The 13,399-nt window shown below is 66.8% G+C and carries 13 protein-coding genes; 8 read left to right on the top strand and 5 right to left on the bottom strand.

Annotated elements, in window-relative coordinates:
* Positions 1-50 precede the first annotated feature (50 nt).
* The gene (coaD, locus tag VFB33_02905; GenBank protein HZO80618.1) at positions 51-554 is read right to left on the bottom strand and encodes a pantetheine-phosphate adenylyltransferase; all 504 of its coding nucleotides are present in this window, start codon (positions 552-554) and stop codon (positions 51-53) included.
* 31 nt (positions 555-585) lie between these two features.
* Complete coding sequence (gene rsmD, locus VFB33_02900; GenBank protein ID HZO80617.1) at positions 586-1,149, bottom strand: 16S rRNA (guanine(966)-N(2))-methyltransferase RsmD; 564 nt, start codon at positions 1,147-1,149, stop codon at positions 586-588.
* 265 nt (positions 1,150-1,414) lie between these two features.
* Between rsmD and VFB33_02895 the strand changes: the two genes are divergently transcribed.
* Genes VFB33_02895 through VFB33_02865 form a run of 7 tightly spaced genes read left to right on the top strand, consistent with a single transcriptional unit; the run spans position 1,415 to position 8,981 of the window.
* Entirely contained in the window at positions 1,415-1,924 is a 510-nt protein-coding gene (locus tag VFB33_02895) for an NAD(P)H-dependent oxidoreductase subunit E (protein ID HZO80616.1), read from the top strand.
* Positions 1,914-3,029: a complex I subunit 1 family protein gene (locus tag VFB33_02890; GenBank protein ID HZO80615.1), complete on the top strand. Its 1,116-nt coding sequence runs from the start codon at positions 1,914-1,916 to the stop codon at positions 3,027-3,029. The genes VFB33_02895 and VFB33_02890 overlap by 11 nt, the downstream gene beginning before the upstream one ends.
* A gap of 1 nt (position 3,030) precedes the next feature.
* Positions 3,031-3,669 carry an NADH-quinone oxidoreductase subunit J gene (locus tag VFB33_02885; protein HZO80614.1) on the top strand — a complete coding sequence of 213 codons (639 nt, stop codon included), beginning with the start codon at positions 3,031-3,033 and terminating at the stop codon, positions 3,667-3,669.
* 1 nt (position 3,670) lies between these two features.
* Entirely contained in the window at positions 3,671-3,973 is a 303-nt protein-coding gene (gene nuoK / locus VFB33_02880) for an NADH-quinone oxidoreductase subunit NuoK (protein ID HZO80613.1), read from the top strand.
* A gap of 3 nt (positions 3,974-3,976) precedes the next feature.
* Positions 3,977-5,896, top strand: a complete 1,920-nt coding sequence (nuoL, locus tag VFB33_02875; GenBank protein ID HZO80612.1) for an NADH-quinone oxidoreductase subunit L — start codon at positions 3,977-3,979, stop codon at positions 5,894-5,896.
* The gene (locus VFB33_02870) at positions 5,896-7,476 is read left to right on the top strand and encodes an NADH-quinone oxidoreductase subunit M (GenBank protein HZO80611.1); all 1,581 of its coding nucleotides are present in this window, start codon (positions 5,896-5,898) and stop codon (positions 7,474-7,476) included. Before nuoL ends, VFB33_02870 begins: the two co-directional genes overlap by 1 nt.
* Positions 7,473-8,981 carry an NADH-quinone oxidoreductase subunit N gene (locus VFB33_02865; protein ID HZO80610.1) on the top strand — a complete coding sequence of 503 codons (1,509 nt, stop codon included), beginning with the start codon at positions 7,473-7,475 and terminating at the stop codon, positions 8,979-8,981. Before VFB33_02870 ends, VFB33_02865 begins: the two co-directional genes overlap by 4 nt.
* 50 nt (positions 8,982-9,031) lie before the next feature.
* Here VFB33_02865 and VFB33_02860 read toward each other — a convergent pair whose 3' ends face one another.
* Positions 9,032-9,538, bottom strand: a complete 507-nt coding sequence (locus VFB33_02860; protein ID HZO80609.1) for a RidA family protein — start codon at positions 9,536-9,538, stop codon at positions 9,032-9,034.
* 811 nt (positions 9,539-10,349) lie between these two features.
* Entirely contained in the window at positions 10,350-10,871 is a 522-nt protein-coding gene (locus VFB33_02855) for a hypothetical protein (protein ID HZO80608.1), read from the bottom strand.
* A 155-nt stretch (positions 10,872-11,026) separates the two neighbouring features.
* Between VFB33_02855 and VFB33_02850 the strand changes: the two genes are divergently transcribed.
* Positions 11,027-12,508: an amino acid permease gene (locus tag VFB33_02850; protein HZO80607.1), complete on the top strand. Its 1,482-nt coding sequence runs from the start codon at positions 11,027-11,029 to the stop codon at positions 12,506-12,508.
* A 70-nt stretch (positions 12,509-12,578) separates the two neighbouring features.
* On the opposite strand, the gene VFB33_02845 is transcribed toward VFB33_02850, so the two are convergent.
* Positions 12,579-13,337 (bottom strand): Phenylacetic acid catabolic protein, encoded by a 759-nt coding sequence (locus VFB33_02845; protein ID HZO80606.1) that lies wholly within the window; start codon positions 13,335-13,337, stop codon positions 12,579-12,581.
* Positions 13,338-13,399: the final 62 nt, after the last annotated feature.

The raw sequence follows: 13,399 nt of genomic DNA, 5'->3' as shown, positions 1-13,399 counted from the left end.
CGCCGCCTTTGCGGCGCGCGGAGCCTTCGAGCCTAGCAGAGCCGCGGGGCTCAGTCGATTTTGAGCTTGGCGCGCAGCCGGTTCATCACCGGCTCCGGCACCAGCTCGGGCAGGCGCTTGCCGTGGCTTGCGACTTCCTTGATCAGCCGCGAGGCGGTGAAGAACAGCTTGGGATTGGCGAACAGGAACACCGTCTCGATCTGCGGGAACATCTGTTTGTTCATGTGCGCCATCTGCAATTCGTAATCGAAATCGGTGACCGCGCGCAGGCTGCGGATGATCACGTGGGCGCCGATGCGCTGGGCGTAATCGACCGACAAACCGCTGAACTTATCCACCCGCGCGCGCGGCTCGAGGTCGCGGATGGCCTCGCGGATCATTTCCACGCGCTCGTCGGGAGTGAACAGGGCGGGGTCCTTGTGCGGATTGTAGGCCACCGCCACGATCACTTCGTCGAAGATCGCCACGCTGCGCCGGATGACGTCGATGTGGCCGTGATGGATGGGGTCGAAGGTGCCCGGATAGATCGCACACCTGGGTCTCGAGTCCTTCACTTGCATCACCATTCCAAGGAGCTTATCCGAACTAGCGCAACAAGGGGGCGCGGTAAAGGGCGATGCGATGGTCGCTGACGGTCGCGCAGCTGGCCTCTTCCAGCCCCGCTGACGCCGGCCGCGGCGCGCGCGCGGCCTGACGCACCACCACCCACGCCCCCGCCTCCAGCAACCCGCCCGCTGCAAGCAACGCGAGCACCGCCTCGCTGATATCGTGGCGATAGGGCGCGTCAATGAAGACGAGGTCGAAGCGCGCGCCGCGCGCGCGCAGATGGGCAAGCGCCCTTTCCACGCCTGCGACGATCACCTCGGCGCGCTCGGCGAGGCCGAGCGTGCGCAGGTTGTCGCGGATGGCGGCGGCGGCGGCGCGCGAGGAGTCGACGAAGACGGCGTGACGCGCCCCGCGCGAGAGCGCCTCGAGACCGAGCGAGCCGCTGCCGGCGAAGAGGTCGAGCACGCGTGCGCCGGCAAGCTCGGTACGCGCGGCGAGGCGCGAGAAAATCGAGGCCCGCACGCGCGCGGTTGCCGGCCGCGTCTCTAACCCGCGCGGCGCACGCAGGCGCCGCCCGTGCGCCTCGCCCGCGATGACTCTCATCTTACGGATGCGCGGTCGCCGGTGGTCATGCCACGGGCGTGAGCGGCCAACATGGGGAATAAATGGTACGGCAAATTTTCTTGCGTTCGCGGCCCGACGGGCGGACCATAACCCAGCCGCCGCGCGCTCGCAAGTTGGCCGCCGCCGCCGACCCTCGCGCGCTCTGGCGTGCGGCGGTGATTTGCGTTAGCTATCTTGAGGTTTCCGGGCTCGGCCATAAGAATTCCCGAAGTCGGAAAACTTCCCGCTTGAAGGCCAGATTATAGTGAAGTCGGTCGCGACTAGGTCCGAAGTCTGCTTCTCACCCGCCGCGCTCGACGAGCATCGCGCGCTGCTCGCCCGCTATCCGACACGCCAGGCCGCATTGCTGCCGACGTTGTGGATTGCCCAGCGTGAGTTCGGCTGGATCTCGCCCGCGGTCGAGGAGTACGTCGCGCGCCTGATGGAGCTGCCGCTCGCCCACGTCCACGGCGTGGTCACGTTCTATTCCATGTTCTACCGCGCGCCGATCGGACGCTGGCACCTGGAAGTCTGCGCCAACCTGTCGTGCCGGTTGCGCGGCGCGGACCGTGTGGTGGCCTGTATCCAGCGCAAACTCGGCATCGCGCCCGGCCATACCACCGCCGACGGCAAGTTCACGCTCAGCCTGGTCGAATGCATCGCGTCCTGCGCCACCGCGCCCGTGCTCCAGCTAAATCACGAGCGCTACCACGAAAATCTGACCGAGGAATCCGTCGCCAAGCTCATCGACGAACTGGCCGCCCGTGCTGATTGATTTCATAATCGACGCCGTCAAGGCGATCGTGGTGCTGCTGCTGGTGCTCAACCTGGCAGGCGTCCTGCTGTGGTTCGAGCGTAAAGGCAGCGCGCTCATCCAGGACCGGGTCGGCGCCAACCGCGCCGCGATCATTGGTCTCGGCAAGCGCCTTGGCCTGCCTAACCTCGGCTTGGTCAACACGCTGCTCGCCGATCCGATCAAACTCTTCACCAAGGAGGACTTCGTGCCTGACGGGGCGGACAAGTTCCTCCACGGCCTGGCGCCATTCCTCGCGCTGTTCCCTGTCATGATCACGTTCGCGGTGGTGCCCTTCGGCGACATCGTGAAGATCGGCAACCGCACGATTACGCTCCAGGCCGCTGACCTCAACGTCGGTGCGCTTTATATCCTGGCCACGATCGGAATCGGCGTGTACGGGATCGCGCTCGGCGGATGGGCCTCGAACAACCGCTGGGCACTGCTCGGCGGCATCCGCGCCAGCGCGCAAATGATCTCCTACGAGGTCGGGCTGGGCCTGGCGATCATCTCGGTGGTGATGACCTACGGCACGCTCGACCTGCAGGCGATGTGCCACGCCCAGGGCGGGGTGTGGTTCGGATGGCTGCCGCGGTGGGGGATTTGCCTCCAGCCGGTCGCCTTCCTGATGCTGTTGACCGCCGGGATGGCCGAGTCCAAGCGGGTGCCGTTCGACCTGCCCGAGGGCGAATCCGAGCTGGTGGCCGGCTATTTCACCGAGTACTCGGGCGGAAAGCAGGCGGTCTTCATGATGACCGATTTCGCCGAGATCGTGCTGGTCGCGGTGCTGATCACGGTGTTTTTCTTCGGCGGATGGCAGGTGCCGTGGCTCTATCGCGACGGATTTCACTTCCCCGGCGGCGCGACGCTGCTGCTGCCGCAGGTGGCAGTCGCGATTCTCGGCGTCGTCTCGTTCATGGTGAAGACCGTCATCTTCTGCTGGCTCCAGATTCTGGTGCGCTGGACGCTGCCGCGTTTCCGCTACGACCAGCTGATGCGTCTGGGATGGAAAGGGCTGGTGCCGCTGGGGCTTGCCAACGTGGTGGTGACGGCGCTGGTGGTGGTGCTGGTCGCGGGAGCGCATTGAGATGCCGCTGGGGCTGTTCATCTTTCTCGCCGCGCTGGCGGTGATCTCCGCGCTGGGCACCATCGCGCAGCGCAACCCCGTGCACTGCCTGCTCGCGCTGGTCGTCACCCTGCTCGTGATCGCGATCATGTTCATCGGGCTGCACGCGCCGACCGTCGGCTTTCTGCAGATCATCGTCTATGCCGGCGCGATCATGGTCCTGTTCCTGTTCGTGATCTGGCTGTTGAATCTGCAGGCCGAGGTGCGCACCGCGCCCGGCCATCTCCTGCTCAAGGCGCTCGCCGCGCTGCTGTGCGCGGCCCTGGCGGCCGAGGCATTCATCGTGTTGTGGCACGCGCCGAGCGCCGCGGGCGCGCAGGCCACCGTACCCGAGGGCTACGGCTCGATCGACAAGCTCGCGACGACGCTGTTTTCCGAATATCTGGTCTCGTTTGAGGTGACTTCGGTGCTGCTGCTGGCCGCGATCGTGGGCGCGGTTGCTCTCGCCCGGCGGCTCCCGGCGTCGCGGACAATCACCGATACGGCGCAGGCGAACGCCGCGCCCGCGCCGGCTGATGGCGCGCCGCGCTCCGTTCCGATCGCGCAGCCGGGCGCGCGTATTGCGGCGCGCGGCGAATCGACGCGCCCGGAGGGCGTCTGAGATGGTTCCGGTGAGCTATTTCGTCGGGCTGAGCGCGGTGCTCTTCGCGATCGGAGTCGCCGGTGTGCTGCTGCGGCGCAACGTGATTGTGATCTTCATGTCGATTGAGATCATGCTCAACGCGGTTAACCTCGCCTTCGTCGCGCTCGGGCGGCGGCTTGGTTCGATGGACGGGCAGGCGATCGTGTTCTTCGTGATGACGGTGGCGGCGGCCGAAGCGGCGGTCGGTCTGGCAATCATCATTTCGGTCTTCCGCAACCGCGAGACGGTCAACGCCGACGAACTCAACCTGTTGCGCTGGTGAGCGATGGCTACCGGATCTCCGCTCGCATTGATCCTGCTCTTTCCGGCGCTCGGCGTCGTCTTCAACATTTTCTTCGGCCGCCGCGCGGGACGGCAGGCGGTCAACGTGGTCGGCAGCGGCGTGATCTTCGCCGCCTTCGCGGTAGCCGTATGGCAGTTCGTCGAACTGCTCAAGATGCCCGCGGGCGGCGCGCTGCGGGTGATCCTGTGGGAATGGATCGTCGCCGGACGTTTCCACGCGCTCATCGGCCTGCGCTTCGACGCCCTCGGCGCGGTAATGACGCTGGTGGTCAGCGGCGTCGGCGCGCTCATCCATCTCTACTCCGTCGGTTACATGGCCCACGACCAGGATTACGCGCGCTACTTCGCCTACATGAACCTGTTCGCGCTCTCGATGCTGGTGCTGGTGCTGGCAGACAACCTGCTGCTGATGTTCGTCGGATGGGAAGGCGTGGGGCTGTGCTCCTACCTGCTCATCGCCTTCTGGTACAGCAACGAGCAGTACGCCTACAACGGGCGCAAGGCCTTCGTCGTCAACCGCGTCGGCGACGCGGGCTTCATCCTCGGCATCCTGACCATCATCGCCGCGCTCGCCGCACACAACGTGTGGACGGTGACCTTCCCAGGCATGGAGCACAACGCGCGATTTCTGGCGCCGGTGGCGACGACGGCCGGCCTGCTGCTGTTCTTCGGCGCGACCGGCAAGTCGGCGCAGATTCCGCTCTACGTATGGCTGCCCGACGCGATGGTCGGTCCGACGCCGGTGAGCGCTCTGATCCACGCGGCCACGATGGTGACCGCGGGCGTGTACATGGTCGCCCGCCTGCACTTCCTGTACGTGCTGTCGCCGCAGGCGATGCACGTCATCGCGACGGTCGGGATGCTCACCGCGTTCTTCGCCGCGACCATCGCGATCGTTCAACCCGACATCAAACGCGTGCTCGCCTACTCCACCATCAGCCAGCTCGGCTACATGTTCATGGCCGTCGGCGCGGGTGCATTTGCCGCCGGTATCTTCCACGTCATGACCCACGCCTTCTTCAAGGGCCTGCTCTTTCTATGCGCCGGCGCGATCATCCACGCGCTTGACGGCGAGCAGGACATGAACCGGATGGGCGGGCTGTGGCGCCGGATGCCGGTGACGTACGCCACGATGCTGGCGGCGACGCTCGCGATCAGCGCGGTGCCCGGCTTCTCCGGTTATTTCTCCAAGGACCTGATCCTCGAGCGCGTCTTCGCCGCCGGCGACGACTGGCTGTGGCTGCTCGGCGTGATCACCGCCGGCCTGACGAGCCTGTACATGTTTCGCCTGCTCTTCCTGACCTTCCACGGCAGCTCGCGCGTCGCCCCCGACAAGCACGTTCACGAGGCGCCGGCGGTGATGGCCGTGCCGCTCATTATCCTCGGCGTGCTCTCGGTTGTCGGCGGATGGGTCGAGCTGCCGGAAGGATGGCTATGGGGCGGCGCGTTCACACATTTTCTCGCGCCGTCGGTCGGAACCTTCCAGCAGGAGGCCGCGCGCGGGGTGTCCGGCGGCGCGCTCAGCGCAGTGGCGATGCTTGCCACGGCGGTTGGTTTCCTCCTCGCCTACATCCTCTACATCCAGTCGCCCGCGCTGCCCGGCCGGATCGCCGAGAGCCTGAGCGCGCTTTACCGGTTGCTGGTGCGCAAGTATTACGTCGATGAGCTCTACAACCTGGTCTTTTCGCGCTTGCTGTTCTGGGGCGCGACCGACGTGCTCAATCGCGGCCTCGATCGCGGTGTGATCGACGGCCTCGTCGACGGCGCCGGCCTGGGCGTCGAGGCGGGTGGCGAAGCGATGCGCCGCTCAGCCACCGGCAATGTGCAGGTCTACGCCTTCGTCTATCTGCTCGGCGCGGTGGCGATCGTCGCCTACTACGTTTACCTGGTGATGGTGCGCTGATGGGCGTGTACTGGCTCAGCGCGCTGATTTTCACCCCGCTGCTGGGCGCACTGTTCGTGCTGGTGCAGCCCGAGGCGCGCGCGACCTGGCGCGCCGCCTTCATCTTCTCGCTGCTCCCGCTCGCGATCTCGTTTTACCTGTTCGCCGCCTTCGACCCGACCCAGGCCGGCTACCAGTTCGTCGAGCGCGCGCAGTGGATCCCCGAATTCGGCATTTCCTACCATCTCGGCGCCGACGGCATTAGCCTCTTTCTCGTTCTCCTCACCACGATCCTGTTCACGCTGTCGCTGCTGTACTCGGGCGGCGGCGACATCGAGACCCGTCCGCGCGAGTTCTGCTTCTTCATGCTGCTGCTCGAAACCGGGCTTCTGGGCGCGCTGCTCGCGATCGACCTCTTCCTGTTCTACGTGTTCTGGGAGGTGATGCTCATCCCGATGTACTTCCTCATCGGGATCTGGGGGCACGGGCGCAAGGTCTACGCCGCTTTCAAGTTCATCCTGTACACCATGCTCGGCTCCATCCTGATGCTGGTCGCGATCCTGTACCTGGTCGCGGCCGCCCGCGCCCATCTCGGCCATCTGAGCTTCGACCTGCCCGACCTTTATGGCGTGCCGCTCAGCCACGAGGCCGCGCGCTGGCTGTTTGCGGCCTTTGCACTCGCCTTTGCGATCAAAGTCCCGATGTGGCCGGTGCATACGTGGCTGCCCGACGCACACACCGAGGCCCCCACCGCCGGTTCGGTGATTCTGGCCGGCGTGATGCTGAAGATGGGGACCTACGGCTTCCTGCGCTTCGCGATCCCGCTGTTTCCGGAGGTCGCGGTCGAGGCGGCGCCGCTGTTTTTGGCGCTGGCGGTCGTCGGGATCATCTACGGGGCGCTGGTCGCGATGGTCCAACCGGACCTCAAGCGGCTGGTCGCTTACTCTTCGGTCAGCCATCTGGGGTTCGTGATGCTCGGCATCTTCGCGCTCGACCCGCAGGGGATGGAGGGCGCGCTATACCAGATGCTCAACCACGGAGTCTCGACCGGCGCGCTGTTTTTGCTGGTCGGGATGATTTACCTGCGCCGCCACACGCGCGAGATTTCCGAGTTTGGCGGGCTCTGGCACAGCGTGCCGATCTTCGCCGGGGTATTCATGGTCGTGATGCTTTCGTCGATCGGATTGCCCGGGCTCAACGGCTTCGTCGGCGAGTTCCTGATCCTGCTGGGGACCTATCTCAGCCAATCGCTGGCCGCCGCGCTCGGCGTCCTGGGCCTGATTCTCGGCGCGCTCTACATGCTTTATGCCTATGAGCGAGTGATGTTCGGACCGATCAAAAAGGCGGTCAACGCGACTATCCGCGACCTCGGCGCGCGCGAGATCGCGGTGCTGGCGCCGCTGATCGCACTGATGCTGTTCATGGGACTCTATCCGCGTCCGCTGCTCAGCCGGATGGAGCCGTCGGTCAACGCCGTGCTCGGGCGCGTTCGCGTGGCCCAGGCGCGCCTGGAGCGCGAGCGCCGTCCGCGGGCTCTCGCCGCTCTGCTGGAAAGCCCGTCCGCCGCGCGGTCCGCGCGCGTATCGATGGCCGCCAAATGACCCAGTTCGACTGGAGCGTAATCAACTTCGCCTGGATGCCGCTGCTGCCGCTGGTGGTGGTCGCGGCGGGTGCGATGGGAGTGCTGCTGGCCGGTGTGCAGGTTGACGACGAGGACAGCGGCGCGCTGGGCGTGCTGTCGATCGCGCTGTTCGCCGTCGCCGGCATCCTTGCGCTCTTCCTGTCGGGCAACGTCTCCGAGGTTTTCTTTTCGGGTGCGCTCTCCACCGGCGATTACACCGCCTACTTCGAACTGTTGATTCTGTTCGCCGCCGCGATGACGGCGCTGATGTCGCTCGATTACGCGTCCGACCAGGAGCTGGCCGGCGCCGAGTACTACGCTCTGCTGATGTTCGCCGCGCTGGGGATGATGCTGATGGCGGCGGCGGACGACCTGATCGTGATCTTCCTCGGCCTCGAAACGATGTCGATCGCGGTTTACGCGCTGGCCGGCTTCATGCGCCGCGACCCGCGCTCCAACGAGGCCGCGCTCAAGTACTTCCTGCTCGGCGCGTTTTCCACCGGCTTCCTGCTCTACGGAATCGCGTTGATTTACGGCGCGACCGGCTCGATCAAGCTCCAACCGATCGAGGCGGCGCTCTCGCGTCCCACCACGGACAACGCGCTGCTACTCGCCGGCGTCGGCCTCCTGCTCATCGGCTTTGCCTTCAAGGTGGCCGCGGTGCCCTTCCATATGTGGACCCCCGACGCCTACGAGGGGGCGCCCACGCCGGTCACCGGCCTGATGGCGGTGGGAGTCAAGCTGGCCGCCTTCGCTGCCTTCGCGCGCATTTTCATGGCCCACTTGGGGCCGCTCGGCCCGCAATGGACGATGGTGCTGTGGGTGGTCGCGGCGCTGACGATGACGGTGGGCAACTTCGCCGCGCTGGTGCAGACCAACATCAAGCGGATGCTCGCGTACTCGGCGATCGCGCACGCGGGGTACGTGCTGGTCGGGATGGCGGCGGCCGATTCCCCGCGCGCCGGCGGCGCGATTCTCTATTATCTGCTCGGCTACGCCTTCACCAATCTCGGCGCTTTCGCGGTGGTTGTCGCGCTCGAGCGCCGCGGCGCAATCCGCGACGATATCGCCGACTACCGCGGCCTCGCCCGGCGTCATCCGGCACTGGCCGCCGCGATGGCGATGTTCATGCTGTCGCTGACCGGCGTGCCGCCGCTGGCGGGGTTCTTCGGCAAATTTTACGTCTTCGCCGCTGCGCTCGACGCCCACCTGGTGTGGCTGGTTATAATCGCCGTGCTCAACAGCGTGGTGTCGGCCTACTACTATCTCGCAGTGATCGTGGCGATGTACGTGCAGGAGGGCGGCGCCGAACCGGTTGTGCTGGGTGCGCGCCCCGCGCTGGTCGCCACGCTGGCGGTGGCCGCGCTAGGCACTATCCTCATCGGGCTTTTCCCGCAGCCCTACGTCGCCGCCGCCTCGCGCGCGTTCGCCTCGGCGCTCAGCCCCACCCCGCACCATCACCTGATCCACACGGTGCGCAATTAGCATCTGACCCTTCGCGCTGCGCGCGTTGGGAACGCGGCGACGCAGGTTGGCTAGCGGCGGCGGGCGGCTGATTTTCGCCGGTCCTGCGCTGGCGCGGCCTTGGCTTTGCGCGGCGCGCGCGCTTTGGCGGCCAATGCCGACGTGCCCGCGCTCAGCGAAGCGCTTGCGGTCCCGGCCCAGGCGTCGGCCTCGATTTCCACCAGCATGTCCGGATGGACGAGCCGGGTAACCTGGACGACGGTGGAGGCGGGCGGCGCCGCGCCGAACATCTCCTGATGGGCGCGCGCAAGGTCGCCGAAACGCTCCAGCGTGGTCACAAAGACGCGCGTGCGCACCACCCGGTCCAGGCCCAGGCCCATCCGGCTCAGCGCCCCGGCGATATTTTCAATCGCCTGACGCGCCTGCACGTACATCTGCCCCTTGCCGACCAACTGGCCGCTGTGGTCGAGGCCAGTGGTTCCCGAGACCATCACCCAGTCGCCGGCGCGCACGGCGCGCGAGTAGCCGAAAACCGGTTCCCAGGGCGCACCAGTAGAGATGCGGACGATCTCGTCCATCAATAAGGTCTCACCGGGCGATAGTTGCACCCGGCGCGATGAGCTAGCGCTCGCGCGACGGCCACAGCTCCTCGATCTCGCGCGCCACCGAACGCATCGGCGAGCCGGTCGGCCGCGCATGCGGCGCGAGCCAGCGCACCAGCTCGACGAACCGCGAGGCCATCGCCGGCTCCTGCGGCCCACGACGCTGCATGTCTAACTCTGGTTCGACTACCCGTTCAGCTCCGCCGGGCTTGAGCAAACCCGTCGAAAGATTGAGACGACGACGCGCCACCACAGCCCCAGCCTCCTGTACCGATTCGCCCGCTATATTACATGCTCTGCTGGCGGACGCAAAATTTTATGCGCCGCGCGGTTAAAATCCGTCTCCTGCGCAGGACTTGCGCGCTTGAACTACATACTGGCACTGAAGTATTTTGGCGCGGCAACCCGGTATCAAGGAGGTAGCGATGCGCAAGTATCTGGTTCTGGCGTTGATCCCCATGTTCTTCGCGGCGATGGCTTGTCAGAAGAGCGAGCAGCCCGCGCCCGAGTCGGCCGCTAGTCCCGCTGCCGAGGCAAGCCCTGCCGGCGGCGAAGCCGCTCCTCCGGCCGGCGCCCCTGCCGAAGCGAGCCCCGCTGCCTCGCCAGCCGCACCCTAGGGCGAATGCGCAGCTAACCGCGGGTTTCAACCTATTGCGCCGCGGCGCGCCGGGCCTGTTCGCCTGGCGCGCCGCGCGCGAAGCCTTTCAGTCGTAGCGCCAGTACTCGAAGCGCTGGACCGCGCCACGCAAGAGAGCGTCCGCCGACATTCGCGGCTCTGTGGCGGCGTCTAGGTCGACGGCTTTTCGGACACCGGCCCGTCCTGAGGCGCGGCCGAGGTGGGCTCGGATTCGGCTGGCGTTTCCGCCGCAAGCCCTCCGCCTTGCATAATGTTACGTGCGCGGGCGGCCGATTCGCGCGCCAGTTTCGCCAGCTCGGCAGAGGTCCGGCGTACTTCCTCGCGTTTGCGCCGCAGCTCATCGCGCAACTCGGTTATCTTGGCCAGCGCGGCTTGGCGCGCCGCCTCGCGGGCGTTCGCGTCGCGCGCGGCGCGCTGGAGCTGTTTTGCGAGCTTGGCTCCTTGCGCGCGCAGCGCCGAGATCTGCTGGGCCACTCGGGCGCGCGCACGCTTAGCTTCAGCCAACAGCCGTTGGTCAAGTTTACGCCGGCGCGCCTCCTCGACCAGCCGGGTGCGCAGGTTTTGTACGGTTGCGGCGAGCCGAGCTATTTGGCCGCTTGAGGCCTTTGCGTTGCCCGGCCTCGCCTTGGGCTTAGCTTTGCGCGCCCGCGAGACTCGCTTCTTGGCTGCCATCGATTGACAACCTCCTTCGGGCAGCGTCGCGCTCGAACTTTCCGACGCCTGCTCCACTGATGAGCTAAGTCCCATTTTCCGCTTAAATCAACGCAGGTGGCGTCCGGAGGGTCTTCGCGCGTTTGGCCGCCGAATCGCCGCCCGGGAGGCGGAGTATGGACGAGGCGGCGGCAACGGCTGATAGGGGCGGGCTTCGGCCGGAGCTTTCGCTCTTCGATTCGGTGACCATCGTCGCCGGCTCAATGATCGGCTCGGGAATCTTCATCGTCTCGGCCGACATCGTACGTCACGTCGGCTCGCCGGCGGCGCTGCTCGCCGTATGGGTTGTCGCGGGCGTGATGACGATCGTCGGCGCGCTCGCCTATGGCGAACTGGCGGCGATGATGCCGCATGCCGGGGGCCAGTACGTCTTTCTGCGCGAGGCATACGGCGGCCTGTGGGCGTTCCTTTACGGATGGACACTGCTGTTGGTGATCCAGACCGGCACGATCGCAGCCGTCGCGGTGGCCTTTGCGCGCTTCGGCGCCGTGCTGTGGCCGGCGCTGGGCGGACCGATGTGGCTCGGATGGCAGGGTGTGGGGCTGGACGCCGAGCGCGCCGGTGCGATCGCGGTGATCGTCCTGCTCACCGCGGTCAACCTGCGCGGCCTCGACATGGGGCGCGCGGTGCAGAACCTCTTCACCAGCGCCAAGGTGCTTTCGCTCGGGCTGATAATCCTGCTCGGCTGCGTGATTGCACCCAATCGTGCCGCGGTCGAGATCAACTTCCTGCGGGGATTCTTCGCCAGCGATGGATCATCGGCGGGTCTTGCCGCGGCGTTCGGCGCCGCGATGGTGGGCGCGTTGTTCTCGGCCGACGCATGGGCGACCGTCACGTTCGCCGCCGCCGAGGTGCGCAATCCGCGGCGCGATCTGCCACGCGCGCTCGCCGCCGGCACCGGCATTGTTATCGCGCTTTACGTCCTGACCAATGTCGCCTACCTGTGCGAGTTGCCGGCCGCTGGCGGCCACGTTCTGCCTGCCGGCGCTGTCAAGGGGCAGGTCTTCGCCCTCGGTATAGCAGGCGCGCCGCGCGACCGCGTCGCCGCCTCAGCGATGCAGATGGTTTGGGGCAGGGCAGGCGCCGTGATAACGGCCGTGCTTGTGATGGTTTCGACCTTCGGATGCGCCAACGGGCTGATCCTGACGGGCGCGCGCGTGCTGTTCGCGATGGCGCATGACGGCGTGTTCTTTGCCGCCGCTGCCCGGCTCAATCGGGCGCGTGTGCCCGCCGCGGCGCTGCTAATGCAGGCGGCGTGGGCGGCCGCGCTGACGCTTTCGGGCACCTACTCGGAGTTGCTGGATTACGTGATATTCGCCCAGCTCCTGTTCTATGTGGTCACGGTGGCGGCGGTGTTCGTGATGCGCCTGCGGCTGCCTGACGCGCCGCGCCCCTACCGCGCTTGGGGCTATCCATGGCTGCCCGCGGCTTACATCGTGGCGACGCTCTTGCTGATGGGTGACCTGCTGGTGGTCAAGCCGCGGTACACCTGGCCGGGGCTGCTGATCGCGCTGAGCGGACTGCCGGTGTATATGCTGCGCCGCCGCGCGCAGCCGGCCGCCGCGGCCGGGCAGCGCCCAACGATGCGAGCGGGCTAACCTAGAGGAAGCTTGGCTGCGGATTAGCTCGGCCGCGCGCCAAGGCCCGCAAGGGTCGAGCTTGCGCTCCTCAGGCAAGCGCGTGGGGGTAGCCGCGGGTCAGCTTGGGCAGCTCGATCCCGAGGTGGCTGAGCCGCCGTTCGAGCATCGACAGATACAACTCGGCCAACTCGTCGTTGTCGCGCGCCTTGAGTCCGAAGCGCAAACAGTCGTAGGTGAAACCGCTGCCCGGCGGACCGAAAAAGTTGACCGCCGCCGGCAGCCATCCGCGCAGCGCTTCGCCCACCGCCTCGCACCCGCATCGTTCGACCGCGCGCGCCAGCTCGCCGGCCCCGAACATCTCGTGCTCGGCCTCTTCTTCGAGGATTCGCTCGGCTGCCTGCGCATGCGGCGCATAGCTGGAGTCCTTGTAGTTAATCCCGATCATGATAAGGCCGGTCATGTCGAGGCTGAGCGAGGCCATCAGCAGATCGAGGGCGCCGGCGGCGCGGCGGGCAAAGCGCAGCGGCGCCTCGAACGACGGCGCCTTGAGCGCCGGCATCATCGCCCGGTCGGCCTCGGTCTGGCTCACGCCGATCTCGCCGAGCGCACGATACACCAGCGCCGCGTGGCGGCGCTCCTCGCGGAGGTTTTTTTCCACAACCGGGCGCAGCGCCTCGTCGGCGAGCGCCTCGAGCGCGCGCTGGTAGCCCAGCGCGGTCAGCTTTTCGGCCAGTGCATGCGCGGCAAGCAGACGGATCAGCGTCTTGGCGTAGTGCGGATCAACGCGGCCCAGCCGCACGTCCTCGGCCTCGACTGAACGGGGAGTAAATTCGCGCCGCGGCGCCATCGCGACCTCAACTGCCCTCCGGCCGCAGGGCTCGCTGAGATTGTATGCCCTGTGCGCCGCAG

The organism is Candidatus Binataceae bacterium, from assembly GCA_035650475.1.
Taxonomy (GTDB): Bacteria; Desulfobacterota; Binatia; order Binatales; family Binataceae; genus JAKAVN01.
The sequence above is the reverse complement of the archived record's forward strand: the minus strand, read 5'-3'. Positions and strand labels throughout refer to the sequence as shown.

Bases quoted from the DNA above. Each gene is read 5' to 3' on its own strand.
- rsmD (HZO80617.1), bottom strand. From the start codon at position 1,149: ATGAGAGTCATCGCGGGCGAGGCGCACGGGCGGCGCCTGCGTGCGCCG.
- VFB33_02885 (HZO80614.1), top strand. From the start codon at position 3,031: ATGCCGCTGGGGCTGTTCATCTTTCTCGCCGCGCTGGCGGTGATCTCC.
- nuoK (HZO80613.1), top strand. From the start codon at position 3,671: ATGGTTCCGGTGAGCTATTTCGTCGGGCTGAGCGCGGTGCTCTTCGCG.
- nuoL (HZO80612.1), top strand. From the start codon at position 3,977: ATGGCTACCGGATCTCCGCTCGCATTGATCCTGCTCTTTCCGGCGCTC.
- VFB33_02870 (HZO80611.1), top strand. From the start codon at position 5,896: ATGGGCGTGTACTGGCTCAGCGCGCTGATTTTCACCCCGCTGCTGGGC.
- VFB33_02865 (HZO80610.1), top strand. From the start codon at position 7,473: ATGACCCAGTTCGACTGGAGCGTAATCAACTTCGCCTGGATGCCGCTG.
- VFB33_02860 (HZO80609.1), bottom strand. From the start codon at position 9,538: ATGGACGAGATCGTCCGCATCTCTACTGGTGCGCCCTGGGAACCGGTT.
- VFB33_02855 (HZO80608.1), bottom strand. From the start codon at position 10,871: ATGGCAGCCAAGAAGCGAGTCTCGCGGGCGCGCAAAGCTAAGCCCAAG.
- VFB33_02850 (HZO80607.1), top strand. From the start codon at position 11,027: ATGGACGAGGCGGCGGCAACGGCTGATAGGGGCGGGCTTCGGCCGGAG.
- VFB33_02845 (HZO80606.1), bottom strand. From the start codon at position 13,337: ATGGCGCCGCGGCGCGAATTTACTCCCCGTTCAGTCGAGGCCGAGGAC.